Below are 22,285 nucleotides of genomic sequence, written 5' to 3' on the forward strand. Positions count from 1 at the left end.
CCATTTATAAGCATATGGTAAAACTCCTCCAGTTACTTTTGAGCGTAACTGGCCTGTTCCTCCATTACATAAAATAGATACTTCCTCTACTTTTGCCTCTAATAATAATGGTTCCTTGATTATATGAGTGCTAGTTGACGTACAACTTCCTTTGTCTGACACAAGCAACGTATACGTTCCACCACTTATATTTAATAACTCATTAGAAGTACTTCCTAATACTTTTCCTGTTGAATCTTTCCATTGGTAACTATAACCTGGTGTTCCTCCATTCGCTGTTACCTTTATTGATCCATTTGATAATCCAAACCCAGTTACATCTTTCTCCTCTTCAGTACTTATTGATAATCCGGTGGCTGGAGTTGTTACTTTTATTAATTTACTTATCTCACATAAATTCTTATCGCGAATCGTTACTGTGTAATCTCCTCCTGTTAATGAACTTATGCTTGAACCTGTTGCTCCATGTTTCCAACTATATGTATAAGGTGCTGTTCCGCCTTTAGCTTCAACTGAAATACTTCCAGTTGCTCCTTTGTAACATAAAACATTTTGTACATCTACTTTAGAAAACTCAAGCTTCAAAGGTTGATTAACTACGTATTCCTTTTCAGTTTTTATTAAATTTTTATCAGTAACTTTTATTACATATGTTCCACCAGTAATAGTATTTAAAGCATTCTTAGTTGATAAAACTGTAGCACTTCCTTTTTTATACCATTTATAGGTATAAGGAATTGTTCCCCCTTGTATAGAAGCTGTTAAGTTTACATTTGAATCTCCAAAACATAAAATATCATTTACTTGTGTAATTTTTGATACTTCTAATTTATTAGGCTGTGTTATCTTAAAAGTTTTAATTAGAGAACAATTATTAATATCTTTAATTGTTAATTCATACTCTCCAGCTTTTAAACTATTAATTGATTTACTACTACCTATTTTAGTTGTTTTCCCTTTTTCTCTCCATTCATAACTATAATTAGGTGTTCCTCCTGATACTTCAATAGAGGCTTTTCCATCATTAGTTTCAAATCCTTTTAAATTTTCTGAATTAAAACTATCTATCGTAAGTTTTTTAACTGGCTGTTTTATTTCTACGTTTATAGAAGTTACTTTACAATTATTTGCATCTGTTACTTCTACAGAATATACTCCTTTAGGTAAATTTGATACATTTTTAGAACTTAAAGAAAAACCAATATCTCCTTGTTTAGACCATTTATAAGAATAAGTTGAAACTCCACCTGTTACATTTATAGTAATTTCGCCATCAGCTCCTCCAAAACAACTAACATCTTTAGAAAATGATAAATTAACATTCAATTTCCCTGGTTGATTAACAGATAATTCAGCAAAAGCACTTTCTCCTTTACTATCATTAACTTCAACTCTATAGGTACCTTTTTGTTTATTTTTTAATTCCGTTAATTTAAAATCCGAATTTAATAAAGTTTTAGATCCTCCATTTACCAAATACCATTTATAAGTAAAATCTGAAGGAACAGAATTTAAAGGATATCCTCCTTTTACTTCAGCTAGTAGAGAAGCAGAGCTTTCTCCAAAACATAAAATATTTTTTGTTTGTTTTATACTTACATTTATAGGCTTAGGTTCTTTAACTTCAAAGTCTTTATTTTTTTTACACCCTTTACTATCAGTAACCTCTATTTTATATAGACCTGCATATAGGTTATTAATGTTTTTAGTTGTTTTTATAAAAACAGGAGTTCCATTTTTAGTCCATTTATAAGTATAGCCTCCATTTCCTCCAATAATATTAATAGCGATACTACCAGTTTTACCTCCTGGTATATCACAATTAATTATTGAAGTACTTGTAATATTTATATCTGAAGGTTCACTTACAGTTGTTGTTTTGGCACCAACAATTTCACATCCTTTAGAGTCTTTTAACCAAACATTATAGTTTCCTTTCGATAATCCTACTATAGTATTGTTTGATAAAGTACTTGTACTCTTATAACTTGCTTTATTATCTATTGAATATAAGTAATTACCTGACCCTCCATTAGTAACTAACTTAATTTTACCATTATTGGCATTAAAACATGTTATATCTGTTTTTATTATACTTAAAGTTACTTTTGACGGTTCTGTTAAATTAATTGCTGCTGTTTTGTTAGTATGACTATCATTTACTGTTACAGAATAATTTCCTTGAATTGTATTAGTTAAAACATTTCTTGAATTTGACAGTAATACACCATTTCTTTTCCACTTATAAGTATAAGAACCAGAACCTCCAGTTACGGTAGCTTGTAAATTACCTTTACCACGATTACAGGTAATTACTTTAGTAACTTTTAATTGTAATTTTAATTCTGGTAATTCTTTTACTTCTATTTCTCTTGAATTAATAGTACAACCATTAGCATCTTTAATTGTTGCTGTATAAAAACCAGCTTTTAAACCTGTTATAGTTTGACCTGTTTTTGTAGACGATGAATTTTTCTTTTTCCAAGTAACCGAATAAGGACTAGTACCACCACCTAATGCCAATGTAATTTTACCAACACTACCATTAAAAACTTTATTGTCAACTACAGAAATATTTGTAACCGCTAAAAGAGCTGGTTGCGAAATTTTTCTAACGCCAGAAATTACTGAGGTACATGATGTAATATTTCTATCTCTTATTCTAAATCTATACCCTGAACTGGTATTAGCAGCTAAACTAAAAGTATTACTATTTTGCCATACAGTACTTGATCCTTTCCAAATAGCATATTGATAACTTCTAGATTTTCCTCCTGTAGTTGAAATCCTTACTGTTGATTTACCATTATAACATTTAATAGGGCTTATATTTATACTAGAAATTTTAACTTGAGATTGTGCGCTTACTGTTATTCCTTTTTCAAGTTTTCCTTGTCTTGTATCTTTTATTAATACTACATAATTTCCAGAAGTAACATTAACGAAAGTACTGCTAGTAATGTTTGATAATGTTTTTATTGTACTTCCATTTTTCTTTATAATAACTGTATATTTCGGATATCCTCCTGAAATACTAGCTATATTAATTCTCCCTTGTCCTTGATAACAATCAGGAGTTACAGCAGATACAGAAAATACAATTGGTTTAGGATCTTTTATTTCTGGTAATGTATATTGCTGGGTACAATTATTTTTATCCTTATAAATTATTTTATGTATTCCTGCTGGTAAATTAGGAATTGTAAAACCACTAGTATAAGCTTTTCCTGTTTTGGTATTAGAAGCACTTCCTTTTAATAAAACTGTATAATTAAAATAATTACTAATAGGTGTTCCACCACTTACACTTCCTATTCTTATAGAACCATCACTATTTCCTGGAGCACTTGTATGTTTTGTTTGAGATGTTGTTACAACATGTGTTATTTTACTTTTTCTTCCAATACTAACTTTTACATTAGACTTTGTTTTATCTACACAACCATTCGAATCTTTTAATTTTATAGTATAAGTTCCAGGTACTTGGTTACTTAATGTTATTGTTCCTCCAAAAGGCCTACTCCATGTAGATCCATTATTTAAACTGTATACATAGCTACCAGTACCTCCAGATGCAGTAATTTTAATTTTACCATTTTTTGAATTATAACATAATTCATCCTGAACTTTAACTGCATTAAAAGTTATAGGAGTAGGAACAGTTATTTTAAAATCATATTTATATTGCTTACAAAAAGGAGAATTGTTCACTTTATTGAAACCAGAAACCTCTATTCTATAGTCACCTCCTTTTATTGACTTTCCTCTTGAAGATCTCCAGGTGTATTTATATACATTTGTACTCACCCGAGTTAAAGATGTTATATTAACATTATTATCTTCAGGAACATATGATCCGTTTTGAAACTTTCTTAATAAATTAATTTCTATTTTTTCATGAGCAAATAATTGTCTTTTAAAATATAACACAAACCCTTTTACATCACTATAAGAACATAAAGGTTGGTTAAATGTAGGAGCTTTAGCTATTTTAGGAGGCTCAGGTAAAAATTGTACAGATAAAGTTCTTGACTTATCTTTTAATCCATTACACCCTGGATTAAGCCTTACCTGAATTTTTAAATTATTTAATGCTTTTTTTCGATCAGCTGCACTAGAATATAAGTTAGATAAGTACAAGTCTATAGCAGCTTGTCCATTTTTACTAGCAATTGGTCTCCAAATAGATATTTGTTCAGTTTTTGGACTATAATTACGCATCAATCTTCTGATTTCAACGACTTGATCCATATAATAATCACAGTTTCCTCCTCCACCAGGCGGTCGAGCTCTTTTTTGCAGATTACCTTTTTTCTTTTTTTCTTCCTGAGGAGCTCTTGGTATGTCTCCACCTCCACCTCCATCAAAATTAATACAATCTTCCCATCTTTCTCTAGCTCTTGTTAGTCTATCTATTAAAGCCTGATAACCCGATGTATTTCTAGTTATTTTATTTACCGGATCAAAAAACTCCCATTTATATACTGTTGAAGGAGATCTATACGATTTGTATTCACTTGTTAACTTTACTGGAGAAGTTTCGCATGCTGTTTGCGTACTATAAATACTTGAACCGTTAGTAAACTTTATTTGTGGTAAAGGAAAAACTTCTATAAGAGCATATCCACTCTTTATTCTTTCTTGATAAATTTGATTTTTATTATATCTTACTGAATTACAAGGAATAGACACACTTACTTTTTTAGTAGCTTCTCTTCCTGATCTACAATCTCCAACCCAGTTTTTATGTCTGGCACGAGTAAAAAACTCAACTTGAACTACTGGATTTGATTGATTAAAATTCCTTGTAAAAGAATAACTTTTATTTATATAATAATTAAGTTTATGAATGTCTTCTCTTCTCCCATTTTTGTATATTAAAGTTACTCGCCTTAACCCATTTATGGTACCACAACTAGAACTACCTTGTGCTACATATCCAGAAACATTTATCTTATACTGTTGTGAATATGATTCTGATAAACTAATAAAAATAAAAAATAAAAAAAGTAATAGTTTTTTCATAGCATTAATAATTTAATTCAATTTTTTTAAGGGGTGATTTTACTCCAGATGTAAATACAGCTTGAAGTATATATGTGTATTTTGTATTGATTAAAAGATTTTTATCTCTAAATTTTTTAGTTTTAGATTTAAATACTTTATACATCGTTGGTCTTTTTCCTTCACTTGCTTTGTACAAAACAAACTCACTAACATTTACTTGTTTATAATTCCAATTTAACTGAATAAATTTTTGCTCTCTATTCACTTCGCCAGTAAATTTATCAATACTTGGTTTCGATAAATTATCTAACACTTTTATTTTCAAAGGAGTTACTGGCTCTGATTCAAGTCCTGAATTATCAACTGTTAGTATAGTATATAAGTATGTTTTACTAGCTATACCTGTAGCATCTACATATTTATTTTGTGGTAGAGGTAACTCTGCTATTAATTGCCATTGTAAACCTGCTCCGTGTTCTTTTCTATATAACATAGTAACCTTAGCATCTTTACTTGTACTTGTTATCCAGTTCAAATTTACTTTTCCTTTATCTGTTTTAAATGAAGAAAATACTGGAGATGTTGGTGGTACTATGTCTGGTCGATCTAATTCTAAAACATCTGAGAAACCTGATGGGTTATATCTTTTATCAAAAGATTGAATTTTATAATAGATTTTTTTGTTTAGTGTTTTAATATTTACTGTATCAATAAAATTACTAAAAGGCGTTGGCTCAAAAGTAATTTGAGTAAATTCATCAGTTTTTAAATTAGCCTTGAATACTCTATACCCTAAAAAATCAACTTCAGTATTTTGTTTCCAGTTTAATTTTACAACACCTAAAGAATCTATTGTACCACTTAATAAAGTTGGAGTAGCAGGAGGAGTACTATCATCAGGCTGCACCATTTTAGGAAAAGATTCCCTTCTACTTCCGTCATAACCAATACCTACTATTTTATAATAACTGATTGGTTGTAATCTTGATAATCTTATGGCTCTTTGATTTTTTACAATCTGTTTCTTTACAGTTAAATAAACCCCTTTAGGTTTATTTGCTCTTACTAATTCAAATGATTTTAGTGTATTTATTCCTTCTGAAGGAAACTTCCAATTTAAAATAACATCTCCGTTATCTTGAAAAGATAAATCCGTAAGAAAAGGTGTATGTACTAATGGTGTTATTCCTTTACCAGCTACTATATTTGAGTAAGGCCCTTGAATTCCAAAAGGTGAAATTCCTTTTATTCTATACTTGTACTCTTTATTATTCTGGAAAAGGCTATCTACATACATCATTCTATTTGATGGATTCTTTTCTCGTTCTCCCATATTCACTATTGGAGTACTAGATAAGCTTTTAAATTTTTCACCTCCATTATCTGACTTTTCAATAATATAATTTGTATAATATCTTTTTAGTATTGCAAAATTCCAACTTAAAATGGCTGTTTTATTTTTAAAAACTCCAACAAATTCTTGTGGCTTGGGTAATGGTTTATAATCCATTAATCCTAAAAAAACTCCCCCTGATTTAATTTTATATTTTTTCTCTTTTGGTAATACTACTTTAATTGAATATAGATAACGTTCATTTGCTTTAACTGAAGTATCAATAAATGCTAATCCAGAAAATTTAGCGACTTCAAAATCCTGATCTGCTGCATATAAAGCAAATGTAAATCGTTGTTCAAAAGCTTGGGCTTGATTAATTATACTTATAACTCCATTACCTCCTTCATTCATGTTTACATCAAACTGTTCACCATATAAAGCTTGGGCTGCAATTGCTGCATTGTTATTTTTTTCTGTAAACTCTTTCCATTCCATCATAGGTTTTGGTTTTAGAGGTACAGTTACAAGCTGTTTTACTTCAGGATTAGGTAAAACTTGTTTATCTCTAACAATGGTTTTTCTCTCAATAGTATATCCATATTTGTTAGCATATTTCCATGCTGTAGGTGTTGTAACTCCCCAACGTAACATGATACTTTTTTTTGTTGCTGTAGCGATTACTTTTACTTCTGGCAATTGATTACCGATAGCTTTTTGAGCAATCAGATTGATATTAACCAATAATAGTACGACTATTAATAGGCTATTGATTTTCTTATTCATTTAAAGGGTTTGTGTACTTTACTAAATTTTTTCTACTTGTTTGAACTTGGCCTGGTAAAACATACTTAAATGTTGTTTTATATTTTCCTCTTCTCATATAAGGAAAAGCTTCTGTTACAATTTTTCTGTACTGTGGATTATTTTGCCATGGTAAATTTGAATTTACTAGTTGGTAACTCAAATCTTCAAAATCTTGAAGGTAATAGTGAGTTAAATTATATCTGTACGGATTATATTGATTAATTTCACCAGTATAATCATTCTCTAAATATGTTAAATACCACGTCATAGGTTCAACCCCTTCAACTGGTGGAACTCCTACTTTATTTGTTTCTCTATTTACTTCAATTGTACCTGCTAATGGATAACTGTTATATATTAATGGATAAATTTCTTTTCTGTAATAACTATCATCTAATACTGCTCTAGCTACTACAAGTGATTTATTACCCGAATATTGACTTCCTCTTAATTCAACTAAATCAAATGCTTCTTGATTGTCAATCGCTGCTAATAATGTTAATCCATAAGGGTATTGTACATGCTCATATAAATCTTTATTTTTATTCATATCACGCATTTTATCATAAAAAGTAGCGTATAAACTTGTTCTAAACTTATGTGTTAATAGTTCTCTTTCTCCGTCTTTACTAACACTTCCTTCAGCTTTTCTAGATTTTACATTTGCTGTATTTCCTGAATCACTACTTCCTAAATTTTTACTTGTATATTTTTCAGAAACATTACCATCTAAACTACTTCCTTTTGAAACCAACTTAATATTTACATTGTATTCAGTTTGATTTTCCATTCCATTAGGTAGACTATATGATAATTGTTTGCTAGAAGAATTATAAACATATTCTCTCTTCAATACATTTCCGGTAGAAGCTGTCATTATCATTTCTTTTTTCCAGTCTGGAACAGCATCAAACAAGTATGTTTGCCCTCTTTTTAGTTTTATATAAGCATTATTATACTCTTCAATAAAAAAGTTTTTCTGCCCTAAAACAGGATACATATATTCTATATTACTTAAAGGAATTGTTTTAGGTGCATCTCCACTAGTAAAACTCACCTCTTTAGTTTCTATAGCTGGTTTTCCATCAGATTTGATCACTTGCCAACTATTATTTTTAAACTCTTCAAAATGTAATTGAACAAAAGCTTTTAATTGAGCATGTGGTGGTAAAATTTCATGAGAATAAAATGCAACCACATCATTACGATCATTCCATTTTAACTCTCCTATTATTTTTTCACTACCATTAGTCACAGAAAATTCATCTAATAATATTTTATATTTTCTATCTCCTGTCTCATCTGGTAATTCAAAAATTTTATTTATCTGTAAATTAAATACAGCTTGTGGGGCAACAAAAACATCAACATCAGCACTTCCTTCTTTAGGAGTTAAATCACTAATAACAACAATTCCATCAAGTGGACTACCACCTACAATTTCACATTTTTCACCAAGTTCAACCTTAAATCTAAATCGTCCTTTTATTAATCCTCCTAATAAATTATACTTACCACCTAAATAACCTCTAAACCAAGCTGGGTTTGGAAGTCTTGCTTGTAATAAAACTGCACCTCCTCCACTAATAATCGGAATTTTAGTTTTAGAACCAAATAGTTTAAATGTTAATCCTAATTCTCCTTGCAAATATGCATATGCTTGACCGTTTGCATACCAACCGTTCATTCCTACTGGCTCAGAAGAACCTTTACAATGTGCATCTCCATAATCTTTAAGCATTATGTCAAAACCAACACCTGCATCAAAACGAGCGTAGAAAATTAAAAAAGTTAGGTCTCCTGTAGTAACACTTAAACTAGCACCAAATGCTAAGCCTTTACCAGATTCCAACATATTTAAATCACGCATGTAATCTAATTCAGAAACATCTAGCCCTAAGATATCAGCTACAATAGGCGGTGGTGGTGGACTTCCGGGTAAGTTATCACCAACCATGAAATAACTATCCATTTTCACCTTTAAAATACCTAGGTCAATTTTAATTCCTACTCTATCTTCTGGAGTTCCTATTAATAAATGCCATTCATCTGATGACACATAAAAATCTAACCAACCTGCTCTTCCAGATGGACCTACTCCTTTTATAATTCCGAAATTTATATATACTTCAGATGTTGCTTGAAAAATATCGTTTACAAAATCAAATCCTATAAATACATTCGCAGAAATAGCTCCTGAAGGGCTTTGGGCTGGTATTCCTGGATTATCTTTATCTGCTATACCTGATAAATTACTATTCACTTTATCAAAAAAGTCATTTGGTAATGCAGCAATTAACTCTCCAAAACCTTTAAAATAAATTTCTTGTAATCCACCTGACTTTCTAAAAGCCATTCCAAATTCAACTGTTGCATGGAATAAATCTTCTGAGTTTTGTGTTATAATTCCTACAGAAGCTTTCATTCCAAAAGCATTATCTTCATATGGCTCATAAATAACCCCAGAAGTTGAGGCTCCGATTTCTTTAAAGGCGGCATCTTTTACATTTGTATTACCAGCCATCTTCATTCTATTGTAAAAACCTCCTCCAAAAGAATTTAACGCAAAACCTGTAAAGACTGGGATTCCATTTGGTATAGTTACTTGTGCATCAGCAAACCAATATCTAAAAGTTTTCGTTCTTCCAAATAATGCTTTTGCTTCAACTTCTAACTTCATTCCCTTAGAAAACTTAGCTCCTACTGCACCAGCAAAACCAGTTCCATACGTAGGGTCGTCTTCAAAAATAAAAATAGCTCCTTTTAATTGCATTCCTGCAACCTCCATTTGTATAAATAGATGTTCTAATTTTACACCATCAAACTTCCATTTATTTCCTTGTTCATCTAATTTACCTTTAATAGCTAATTTAGATGCTCCACCATTAGCTCCGTCTCCTTCAGATGTAAGATTTATTTCAAAATCGAAAAATAACTCGGCTCTGTTACCTGTAGGAGTTCTTAATCCTATTTCATTTATAGCTATTGGAAAATTAGCAATCTTCAATTTTCCTTTTACCCCAAAATATTCGACTGAAAAATTGGGGGACTCCGTTTGAAGTACCATTTTTTGAAAAGTAATTCCTTCAAAATTTATAACACTTTTAGAAGTATCTTTTGGAGGACTTGATGCTTGATTTGGTTTATCCTTTTTAAGTCCAGATGCAAGATTTAATGAACCATTTAAACTCGCTTTGGGTCTAAATTCACCATCTTTAACTTTCATTTCTATATAGGAATCTTTAGTTAAATGTACATTTGCTTTCCATACATTAAACCTAATATCTTTTTCAGTCTTAACAGATAACTTATACTCTCCTGGTTGAAAAACAGCGTTATACTGCAAACTATCTAACTGAGAAACAGGTAATACTAGTTTACCATTAAACTCTCCTCCTCTTAAATTATTTGTTTCAATATCTAATAAGAAATAATCTAATGAAAAATCCCATCCAGAGGCTGAACCTTCTTTTAACCCAATTACATTTTCTCCAATAAATTTACCCGTAACTCCTTGCCCATCAATTATTAAATCAGTAGCTCCAAAAGCAACTCTTTTATCACTATTCTTTTTCTTAAATTCAGGAGGTAAAATTACTTTTAATGATTGTACATATACACCTCTCCATAAATTAGGTTCTTCTTTGTAGTATTTATTTAAATAAGAAGCAGGCGTAGCCTCATCGTTTCGTAAATCACTAAAATCAAATACAGCTGTATTTAACTGAAAAGTTGTTCCCTCTAACCCTTTTATTCCAAACTCAGGTAATGATATGTTTACTACCATATCATTCCAATCTGCAATAGATGTTTTAAAATCTGCTTCTACATACCCAATTTTCTTTTTACCATTTTTATCAACTGGATGTAATAAACCATTTGCAAACTTAATGTTTGCATCCAAACCCATTTCTTTAAAACCAGAACAATCAACAATAGCATAGGTACCCGGATTTTCAAAACTTCCTTTTAACGTTAGTAATACAGAACCTTGATTAAAGTTTACAGTAAATTGTGATATTAAATTTAATTTAGCTTCTCCTACAATTCCTCCTTCATGTGATAACTTCACATCTGAAGCACCTAAAATTAATACTTGATCTCCTCTGTCTGGATTTGTACTTGGTAATTCTACCTTTAAAAAAACTGTTAACTCAGTATACGCTGGTTTAAAAACTGCTTTAGCAATACCAACTGTATACTTTACGTTACTAATACTTACTGGTTTTATAGCAACTGGAAGTTCACTTAATCCATCTTTAGTTAAAACATCAATAAAATTAGCAGACTCTTCAATACTTTTAAACGTATTTTCTGCCATATCCAGCCATTTTTTATTGACTAGGGAATCTACTGTATTAAACTGAAATCCTTGATTCGTAAAACGTTTCTTTACAACTGGTGCTTCAACTTTATCAAATTTTTCTAATGAAGAAAAATTACGAAACATTTTCTTACTAGTAAAATTTAATGGCTTTACTGAATTACCATTAATTACTAAACTATCTTTTTCGTTTTTATCTTTATCAATACTAAATGTAGTATTGGAAAAAAGATTAATACTTATAAATACAACTATTAAAAAACTTAGGGGTAATTTTTTACTCATACTTTTTGGTTGTTGATTTTTTTCTTTTTATAACTTTATTTGATTTGAATCAATTTTTTAACTCTAAATATTTATTATAGGTTATAAACTAATAAAAATTAATATGCATATAGATTCTTTCCATAATTAGTAACACTTCTCTATATAATATTATTCCTTAGGATGCTCTAATTGCTTCAAAAAAAAATTAAAATCATCGGCTAATAATGTAACAGGGACTTCATGTTCTTCTTCCATTCGACAAAAGAAAACTTTTCCAAAATTATCTTCCTTAAGTCCAATCACAAATTGCCCCCCACTAGGATCACAAGCAAAAGCTAAATAACTATCTTCAAAAAAAAACTTTAAACCTCTATTTGATGGTTGTAAAGATAAATCTACTGAATCAGTAAATGGAAAAAATCTATCTATATAAAAAGTTTGTTTCTCTTTAATAAACTGACTCCCTTCGATTGAAATATTCTTAATATTCAGTTGAAACTCTTTAAAATCTAATGGTAAGGAAACACCTAACTCCTTTTCATATTTCTCGATTATTTTTAAAGTAGTTAGATTTTGCTTTATTCTGATTGGAGGAACTTCATTAGGGCATAAAACATCCCATATTAAAGCTTTAACAGTTAACCAAACGCTTTCTTCTGTATCATCAGAGCCTATAAAATTAGTGTCATATCCAATCTTTACCCAACTCCATTCAGGATCATTTAATGCTTGAATAAGTTCTTCTTTTATTTTTTCTGCTAGACCTTCGTTGATTTCCAAAAAAGTTTTAAAACCATCTTCATACTCTTCCTCCGTATACTCCCAATCAGCTGAAAACAAACCTATTGCATACTTAATTTCTTTATACATTTTACTCATTATTCTACAGGAAACATTGTATTTATTTCAAATTTATTAGTTGATTGATTTAATTTATATCGAACTTCTATTTTTGTTAGACCATCAATTTTTATAGGTTCTCCTGATAATCGTTGTCCTGTCAAAACATAATTAGGTGCTCCCGCAGGTCTTTTATAACCTAAACCAATAGCATCACCTAAATCAACTTGAAATTTAAACCTTTGTACTTGTCCACTAGTGCTTGCTTGCTCTATTCTCAAAGCGTTCTGAAATGCATCCGTACTTTCATCTACTGCACTTAATGCTTTTTTCATACTGGTAGCATCTTTAAATTTAGATGACATTGGTGGTATTACATTACCTATCCGTTGACCTCCTTGTCGTTTTGCAATAGAAGAACCATCAGGAGCTATTCCTTCTGTTGCCCTTCTTTTCAATAATTCCTCAGTAACCTCAAAACCATGTCTTTCAATAGTGTGAGCATAACTATTCGCTCTTAATTTTGAAATATCTTCAGCGGATAAGGTATTAATAGAACTTTTCCATTTACTATACCCTCCTATTGCTTTAATATCCTCTAAATGATTAGAGACATCTTTAAGTTCATCAAGATTGGTTCGAAGATTTGGGGCATCAATATTTAGAATTTTATAAGCATCAAAACCTTCATTTGTGTTTAAAATACTTTTAAATTGATCGTTTGCACCTACCAAATCATTTGCCAAATTACTCAATGGACATTTTGTCCCTTGAGAATAAGAAAAAATGTAAAAAAATGTAAAAATGTAAAATAATAGCTTTTTCATATTCTTATAGTTTTATTATTTTTTTTCCAAACTCCATACGTTTTAAATCTCTGTAATCTAACTCCATCTCTCCTTTATTAGTAATTTTTAAATCTTCAATAAATACACTATCTACTGCATATTCTAAACTTCTTATAGTATTAAAATTTAAATCAATAACAACAACTCCATTTCGATATATTATTATCAATTTATTTTCATAAAAAAAATTCTTAACAAAATCTAAATTACCTTCTTTAAGAGGTATCTTAAATTCTTTAAATTTATCTTTAGAAACATTATAAATAACAGGTTTTCGCTTTGGAATATAAACATAACATCCATCATTAGATTCAAAAATGAAAGAAGTTAAATTATCAAAAAGTCCTTCGTTTTCATATTTTAAAAAAGAATTAATAACTAAATCTCCTTCAACATAAAACTTATACTTCCAAAATGTCCTACCCACATTTGGTTCTTCAAATGATTCCGCAACTAGTTTTACTTTTTTGTTTTTGTTCTCAAAAATATTTGGTCTATCTAAAATCATAAACAAGGGGTTTTATTTCCATGCTTTCTAAAAATCTTATAAGCTTCAATTAGTTCATCAAGTTTATCTGATTCTTTGGCTTTAAGAAACTTATTCAACACATCTTCTGATTTATTTATATAATCTACAATATCATCAGAAACTTCAATAGGTAATCTATTAAATACATTTTGTAAATCAGTTATAACACTTTTCTCTTTAACAACACATTTCCTCCATTTTCCTAACACTAATACTTTAGCTTTTATAGTACCTTCTTTAAAATAAGAAATATCTAATTCGTGTAATTTTTTTGAAAACTCTATTTGTTCTCCAGCTAGATTAGCTTGCTTATTAAACCATGGAGCCACATCTCCAACAGTTAACTCAACATCAGTAGCTTTATCACTCATTTTAAATTCAAAATAATACGATCCTTCTTTTAATTTATCATCCAACATTCTTGAATCGTATGTAAAAACTAAATCATCAACTCCTTCAGCATTATTTCTTATAGGGCTACCGAAACCTCCTCCTAAACTGGGTTGTGTTGATTTTTGAAAACGGTCTATCGTTTTTGTATACTTACTTCCTTTAACTTTATTAATAATTTTACTAAAACCACTCATAGGAGGCCAAACGATGTTATCAAATTTATTTATATTATTATCATTAAATAATTTATATAAATCATCCCATTTCTCTTCTTTAAATAATTCCCAAGCATCATCTTTTAAATTTTTGGCAGAAGTCGTAAATGAATCATTAAAAGCTTTTCTTGTTACATCTCTTATTGTTTCAGTAAGATTATCCAGAGACATCAAAATCCTCTTAGCGTCTTTAATTTTATCATTTAATTCTGAGATATTTCCTAGTTTAGCCTCCATCTCTAAATGAAGTAACCAAACCTTAGCTTCAGCAATTTTCTCAGGATTAGAAGCATATAATTCATCTAGCTTACCCTCAGCTTTTTTTAATTGATTTAAAAATAATTCTACTTGTGATTTGCTAGGTAAAGCTTGACTACTTGCAGGCAATTCTTTAACCTTCTTAAAAAGAAGTTTTAAATTTTTTGCTTGCCCTGCAATTTCGGTAACCGCAACACCAGCTGTAAGAATATTCAACGCAGTAACAAATGTTTGAACTTCAGGGCTCATATTTTCATAACCAACAATTTTGGTTGTTAAACTTACTCCTGACCCAATCATATCAGCTATTATAAACACCTTTCTTGCTAAACTTGGTCCTCTAGCTAAAGCACCATAGCCTGTTGCTAAACTTACAATATCAACTGTTGCTTCAGCACCATCAATTATAGTTTGAGTTCTACTAACATCATCTGCATAGTACGTAAGAATAGCTGGTGCTAAAATAACTTCATCTTTATTAAAGTCTTTCAACATACTTAAACTAGATTTATTAGCAAAAAACGTAGGTTCAAAAACCCCTATTGATTCAATAGATTTTTTTGCTATTCCTATCTTTCTTTTTCCAACATAAATGTTTGTCCATATTTTTAATGCAGAACTAACTCTATCTTTATCTGGTTCTACCCAATCGGCATTTGTGTCATAAGTAAATATACTATCCTTTTTAACAAATTTCCATAAAAGATTAAGATCAGCAAAAACAGTTTGCCAAAATGTAATATAACTGAAATCTATATTTCGTTGTATTACATCATCAGGTTTTAATTCAGATAATTGCTTTTTAAATTTATCTGATTTCTTAACGGTTAATTCTATAAGTGCTAATATTAAATCCTTATAATAATCATCCGTTATAAAAGTATGGTCATTATCTATTTTAGATGTTAACCCCCTTATTAAAGAATAATTTTCACCTTCTATTAAAGACTTTTTTAATAGGCCTTCCAAAAAATTATCTACATCATTTTTTGCTACATTTTTAATAAGTCTAATTAACTGCTTTTCTTGACTGTTATCTACCCAATTTTCATCAAGCATTATACTTATAGCTAATAACCTCTTATTGGTAGGTATTTTTTCTATATCCTTTTCTGATAATAAACTTACACACGATTCAATTGAACCAACATCGCTGTCTTTTGTTATACCTGATAATAATTCCCCACAACCATCAACATGGTTCCCTATATATTCTTTAAAAGCCTTTAAGTAAAGGTTATAAAAATCATATTTATTATCAGATTTTATTAAATCTCTTGCATTTGGTATAATATTTATATAGCAATCTACTGTACCTGAAGCATCTATAACAAAATCAAAAAATTTATCCGCCTTATGATACCAAGTTTTATCTTTCTCTTCAATTATACATTCATCAAATGTTTTGTACATTTTTTCATAAGCATTAGCTAATTGAATTATCTTTAATACTGAGATTAACGTCGATTTTTCATTATGTTTTGAAAGTAGTTTCGAATAAACTTCAAAATTCAATTGATCTGCTTTCTTTCCAATTAAAGCTTTAGAATAGGCATACGTTTTTCCTTTTCCTATAACCTTATTTTCATCTGAAAAAGGAATAACTTTAAACTCGTGTTCTCCTAACATTTTATTATTAGTAGAAAATAAGTCTAAGTTTTTTGCTTGAAATTTATTAATTACAAAATTAGTAGAGTTAGGAAGTCCCATTACTACATTATTTTCATAACCTTTATAGTTCTGAATACCTTCAAATGAATCAAACATACTATAGTATTTTGAAGAATATTTGTAACCATAAAAAGAAGTCCCATCGTAATGAGCTTCATACTTTTTACCATCAATTTCAAAAGCGTAAAGACACCCAGTAACCATATCCTTACTTCTTTCTAAATCATAAATACCAAAAGTAAAAGTTATGTTTTTTGCGTTTTTAGGAATATCTATATAATCTCCAGTAGGAGTAACAAAAGTAAATGACTCTTTATCAGTATTTAAAAATTTATCTGGAAATTCACCTGATTCCGTAATATGTTGTCCATCCTCATCTCCTTGGAACCAGTATATTTTAATTCCTGGAGCATGCATCTTTTTCCAATCTAAGTGATTTAAAACAGTACCATTTCCATAATCCATTAAAGAATTTGTTGCTCCTTGAGGAAACTTATATTCATCCCAAGTATGTTGTAATCCAAAAACTCCATGCCCCAATTCATGAGCAAGTGTTCTTGTTTGCTTTTCAACAGTTTTTGTATTAGCTATAAACACAAATCCGAATTGCCTTTTTAATGGCATAAATCCTTCTACGTCAGATTTATTTACGGGTACATTAGTTACAAAAACATAATAGGTCTTTTTACTGTAGTAATTTTGTTTTTTGATATAACTATTGAATACAGCTTCTTCATCAGTATAGTGAGATAAAACTGAGCTATCTTCTACTTTTAATCTACCATCTTTATCTTTATCCCAACCATAAATTTGCTCTGGAGAAACCTCATCAACCTCTTGAATATTTAATCGTACACCTGCTTTTCTATAGATTTCTTTTACTTGCTCTTTTACTTTAGAATCTACTTCACTAATCCCAACAGGTACTAAAGTTATATTTATAGTTTCTAATTTCTCAGATGCTAAATGCGTTAGTATTACACTACCCGCAACATCAAACTTATCATCTTTATTTTTGATAACTGCAAAAATTTCTTCATCTGCATAATGGTACTTTCTTTTAAGTTTTAACTTTGCAATGTCACCATTCCAACTAGTAACTTCTATTTTAGCCCCATCTTTAGTTTTAAAAACAAGATCTTCTTTTTTTACGTCACTATCATTAATAGTTACCTTAGCATTTATAAAGTCATCTCCATTAGTATCAGATATAGCTTTATACGCTACTTTATATTTACTACCGCTTTTATCTAAAACCTTATATTCTTTTTCAAACTTAGTCGAAGTTCCATTAGGTAATTCATCAAAATGATAGTATCCAGAGTTTTCAAAGACAACTGACACTCCAGAAGCAGTAATAGAATTTACATTACCACTCGAATCTAAACCATTGGTATTTGTATCTGTCACAGCACCTCCTTCTGCTCCTTCTTGTTGAGTAACTGTTCCATCTTCTCCTACAGACCAAACATCTCCATTTGAGCTAATAATATCAACATCATCGTCTCCAGGTATTACTGCAGTTTCCCCGTTAGTCCCGGTAACTACAATAGCACCGTTAGCATCTATTTCTATTGAATCTACAATAAAATCAACAGTAACAGAATCTTCAAGTACACCATTATCACCGTTAACACCTTCTGAAATATTAACATCTACATCAACCGTCATTGAAGCTCCTTCTCCAAACTCTGGATCATATAACGTTACAATTTCTCCTTCTGCTAATTGATTAGAAGAATTCACCAAAATATTACTAAATGTAACACCGAATTTTGCGAATTTTAAATAAGGAATCGCTACAAAACCTTTTCCTGAAATCACACCATTTGCTTGGCCTTGCATTTCAGTAATTGTTACTTTAAAATCTCCAGCTGTTATTTGATCTCCAATATTTAACCCTGGGTGTGGTTCTCTATTACTAATAGCAACTGCATCTGGTACAATACCACACTGATAATTCGCATCTTCATTTTGAATGATATCTGTTGAAACTCTTTGTAAATCAGAATACTCACTGTATTGATAAGCACACTTACCTTTTACTTTATATTCATAGGTTGTTCCAGGCTTTAATCCCCAAATTGTTGCCCAACCACTATTGGTTCTTTTAGTAAACCAATGAGCATCTTGCTTATCAGCTTCTCTATATGCTATAATAAACTCAGAATGTATTGTTGGATCTTGATTCCAAAATACATTTATTTTAGATGTTCCTTTAGCCTCTGCATTTACATCTTCAGGAATTTGACAGGGAGCTGTTCTTGAAAACCAAAAAACTTCACTATATCCTTGATTTTTAAAAAGCCCTATTTCTTCTAATCCTTGTAATGCTTTCGCTCTTACTCTCCATGCATACCTCTTTCCTGGTAATAATAACGGTTTATCTGGTCCGTATACTAAAGTAGTTGTTCTGGTAGTTGTTTCATAGATTGGAGCCTGTGATAAAAATGCTGTTCTAGGATCAATATGATTATCCCATACCTCAACTAATGCAAACTCATATTCAACATTACTAACATTTATATGTCTTGGCGTCCATTGAAAAACAATATTTTCAAAATCTTGAGGTTCAATATTTGCCTTATTAAAAGGTAAATTTAATATTGGAGGTTCGTTTTTAAAGATAAAAACAGTAGCGCATTTTTTACTTGACAATTTTGCTCCTGATAAATAATCATATACTTCAAAACAAAAATTATAACTTCCCTCTGGTATTGTTTGAGCATAAGTTGCTGTATTTATACCTTCTATATTTTCATATTTATAGTAAGGAGCTAACTCTTGATTTCTTAAAGTTAAAGGAACTCCACCTTCTAAATACAAGTTCTCAGCACCTAATACAAAATCTTTACTTCTAAATTGTATATTTCCTCCTTCAAAATAGGTTCGTAAACGAATTTGCCTATTACTAACAGTTATATCATTTAAAAATATTTGAACAGTTATAGGACTATTTAAACTTGTTTCATCTGCATAATTATAAAAATTCACTGGAGCAGGCGCACTAACTCTTGGTACTATAGTTACTGGATACTGTTGTGAATATAAATTAGCTACAAGTGAAAATAATGCAAAGATTAGGGGTAATATTCTTTTCATACAATAGGGTTAGTTAGTTTTTATAGATACTTTAGTTGAAGTTTATTTTTATCTATATTTTTTTCTGATTCATTTGCTAAAAACTCAATACTATTTTTTAACAAATATAATTTTATTTTTGATTTATCATCATCATTTTCAATCATTTCAAAAACTCTATTTCCAAATTTTTTATAAAATTGATTAAGATAGTTTTTGTCTTTTTTAACACTTTCTAGGGTTTTATAGTTCTTCAGCTTTGAAACAATCCATCTATGAGTTACTAATTTTTTTAATGATTTTTTTAATTTCTTATCAATCTCACTATATTCTTTTTGTAACAACTTAGAATATTCTTTTCTATCCTCTTTACTCTTATTATATAATGAATGTTTTATAGCTTCTTTTTTATCTTTTAAATATTCTAATTCCATTCTATAATCTAATCTATTAGCATCTTTTAATAAATCATTTAAAACACCATGCAAAGTAGAATAATAGATACTCAAGCTTTTTTCAGAGTCATATAGTGCTTTTAAAAATTGAATTGCTTTAATTTTATACGCTTTTTTATTATCTTCTTTAGCAATTTCAATTCTATTATCATTAAACTTTCTCTTTCTCTTTAAAGGCAAATCTTTAAAAATTGAAGAGTTTAATAATATTGCTATTTTTTGATCTACATCTTCAATTGATCCTTTATAAATAGAATCTCTGTATTTAAAATTAATAGCATCATTTTTAACTCTTTTTCGCTTTTTCTTTTTAACACGTACTCTCCTTTTCCTTTTTCCGAATTTTATATTCTTCGAATCAAAAACACCGAAATTATAAGTGTAACCAAAAGTTACTGTAAAATCTTTTTTTGAATTATTTAAAGAGCTTCTTAATTGAGCTAGCGTGTTTAAGTTAAAATTATGTCGTTTTTTATAAATATAGCGTCCACTAATCCTGAAGTTAGTAATGTCGCCTTGTTTTTCTCCATTATTTATACTTTGATTATATCCTAATGAACTATTTACTTTCAGTTTTTTTTCTAAAAAACTTTTATTAGCCGATACTGTTGGCCCTATTATGACACTATTATTATCAGCTACCTTATTATAACTTCCATTTAAAGCTCCAGATATATTTAAATTAGACTCTGGGTACCCTATTGTATATACTACATTACCATTATAGAGTGTTGACTTATCCAGATTGCTAGCTTTACCATCAATCTCATTTACTGCATCTTGAAATGTTAATCCTACATTAATATTTTGTCTAGAACTTTCTGTATCTTTAAGGATATAGTTTACATTAAGATTTGCATTTTGTGATATTTGAGACACATTAGCTTTATCTAACTCTTGTTCAATTTGAGATACTCCGTTAATAAAATCGAATTGATTTTTTATATTAGTATAAGATTGAAAATTAGAATATGCTAATGTCATATTCATTTTTTTACTTGCATCAAAAGCTAAGTTAATAGAACTAACTAATCTTTTTAATTGAGTTGCTTTACTTCCATCTAAATCATCTTTTTGTAAACCTGCATTTACAGTAATAGCTAATTTATCTTTAAATATACGTTGGGATGCATTTACTGTTATGTTTTCTAAATCATTATTAAAAAAATAACCTCCTAGTGTTTGATAGTTTGGATCTATATATTCGTAACCTACTCCTATACTTCCTTTTCCTATTTGATAAACAAAATTAAAATTAAATGCTTTATAATAACGGGTTGTTACATTAGAATTTAATAAAAAGGACATGAACCCATCGCTCTTTCCTCCTGCTCTTATATCTTCTGTTAAAGCAGAAAAAGCTATTTCTCCTTTTACTTTTAACCCTTTAATAACGTTTGCTTCTCCATCAACACTAATTACAGTATTGTCCTTTGGTTGAATATTTTTCTCTACAGGTATTCTTTCTTTTAACGAACTTAAATCATCACTTGCTTTAAAAAATATTCCTCCAATAGAGAATTTATCAAATTTATAAGAAGCTTTAAATCCATATCCCATTCTTTTATAGTTAGCTTCTCCATTTAAATTTTCTGTACTATACTCTCTCTCTTTTAAAAGTCTTCCATACATTAAACTTACTTTAAAATTTCCTTTAGGTGACAAATCAAGTCCTAATCCAGTAAATTGATGCCCACTTAATGTATAAGGAGAAAAAGACATATTTACATCTCCAATATGAGCAGTGACCCATTTATAACTTGGATGTAAACTAAGCCTATTAAAAGAAAAAGGATTATTAGTTTGAAATTTACTGTTAGAATAAGAAAATGATAAAGGGATATTATAAACATCACTTATATTCAAATTAATATTTCCTGATAAAAAATAAGTAAAAGGTTCTCTATTAGAGTCTCCGCTATAAAAAACTGAGTTAACTCCAACACCACCTGTTAATTTAAAGATTGATGATTTACCTATTTTCTCTAAGTTTTGACTAAAAACGATAAAGGGAAATAGTACAAAAATGTACAACGTTTTTTTTAGTTCCAATTTTAGCAATTAATTGATACGCAAAGAAAACAATTTTTATTCTAAAAATAAACTAGTTAGTTAAAAAAAATTCACATTTCTTTAACATTAAAATTTTCATAAAAAAAGGCCCAAGTTTTACACTTGAGCCTTTTTAAATCAACTATTAAAAACTAACTAATCACTAACTGTTATGTTAAGTAATCAATTATAAGACGACCTGCTC

The 22,285-nt window shown here is 29.4% G+C and carries 8 protein-coding genes; all 8 read right to left on the reverse strand.

Translation table 11 applies throughout. The features are described from left to right. A partial coding sequence (locus ACKTTQ_RS07125; protein ID WP_408048774.1) for a hypothetical protein occupies positions 1-5,025 on the reverse strand: 5,025 nt, incomplete at its 3' end. A 4-nt stretch (positions 5,026-5,029) separates the two neighbouring features. Continuing rightward, positions 5,030-7,126: a fibronectin type III domain-containing protein gene (locus tag ACKTTQ_RS07130; RefSeq protein WP_408048775.1), complete on the reverse strand. Its 2,097-nt coding sequence runs from the start codon at positions 7,124-7,126 to the stop codon at positions 5,030-5,032. Then, positions 7,119-11,756: a hypothetical protein gene (locus ACKTTQ_RS07135; RefSeq protein WP_408048776.1), complete on the reverse strand. Its 4,638-nt coding sequence runs from the start codon at positions 11,754-11,756 to the stop codon at positions 7,119-7,121. The genes ACKTTQ_RS07130 and ACKTTQ_RS07135 overlap by 8 nt, the downstream gene beginning before the upstream one ends. Before the next feature lie 150 nt (positions 11,757-11,906). Further along, positions 11,907-12,617, reverse strand: coding sequence for an SMI1/KNR4 family protein (locus tag ACKTTQ_RS07140; RefSeq protein WP_408048777.1), 711 nt, complete (start codon positions 12,615-12,617; stop codon positions 11,907-11,909). After that, positions 12,617-13,405, reverse strand: a complete 789-nt coding sequence (locus tag ACKTTQ_RS07145; protein WP_408048778.1) for a hypothetical protein — start codon at positions 13,403-13,405, stop codon at positions 12,617-12,619. Before ACKTTQ_RS07145 ends, ACKTTQ_RS07140 begins: the two co-directional genes overlap by 1 nt. Positions 13,406-13,409: 4 nt before the next feature. Then, positions 13,410-13,934 carry a hypothetical protein gene (locus ACKTTQ_RS07150; RefSeq protein ID WP_408048779.1) on the reverse strand — a complete coding sequence of 175 codons (525 nt, stop codon included), beginning with the start codon at positions 13,932-13,934 and terminating at the stop codon, positions 13,410-13,412. Next, positions 13,931-19,594 (reverse strand): fibronectin type III domain-containing protein, encoded by a 5,664-nt coding sequence (locus tag ACKTTQ_RS07155; RefSeq protein WP_408048780.1) that lies wholly within the window; start codon positions 19,592-19,594, stop codon positions 13,931-13,933. The genes ACKTTQ_RS07150 and ACKTTQ_RS07155 overlap by 4 nt, the downstream gene beginning before the upstream one ends. 20 nt (positions 19,595-19,614) lie before the next feature. Beyond that, positions 19,615-22,080 (reverse strand): hypothetical protein, encoded by a 2,466-nt coding sequence (locus ACKTTQ_RS07160; RefSeq protein WP_408048781.1) that lies wholly within the window; start codon positions 22,078-22,080, stop codon positions 19,615-19,617. Positions 22,081-22,285 lie beyond the last annotated feature (205 nt).

This window comes from Tenacibaculum halocynthiae (assembly GCF_964512825.1).
In the GTDB taxonomy this organism is placed as follows: domain Bacteria; phylum Bacteroidota; class Bacteroidia; order Flavobacteriales; family Flavobacteriaceae; genus Polaribacter; species Polaribacter halocynthiae.

Bases quoted from the DNA above. Each gene is read 5' to 3' on its own strand.
- ACKTTQ_RS07130 (WP_408048775.1), bottom strand. From the start codon at position 7,126: ATGAATAAGAAAATCAATAGCCTATTAATAGTCGTACTATTATTGGTT.
- ACKTTQ_RS07135 (WP_408048776.1), bottom strand. From the start codon at position 11,756: ATGAGTAAAAAATTACCCCTAAGTTTTTTAATAGTTGTATTTATAAGT.
- ACKTTQ_RS07140 (WP_408048777.1), bottom strand. From the start codon at position 12,617: ATGAGTAAAATGTATAAAGAAATTAAGTATGCAATAGGTTTGTTTTCA.
- ACKTTQ_RS07145 (WP_408048778.1), bottom strand. From the start codon at position 13,405: ATGAAAAAGCTATTATTTTACATTTTTACATTTTTTTACATTTTTTCT.
- ACKTTQ_RS07150 (WP_408048779.1), bottom strand. From the start codon at position 13,934: ATGATTTTAGATAGACCAAATATTTTTGAGAACAAAAACAAAAAAGTA.
- ACKTTQ_RS07155 (WP_408048780.1), bottom strand. From the start codon at position 19,594: ATGAAAAGAATATTACCCCTAATCTTTGCATTATTTTCACTTGTAGCT.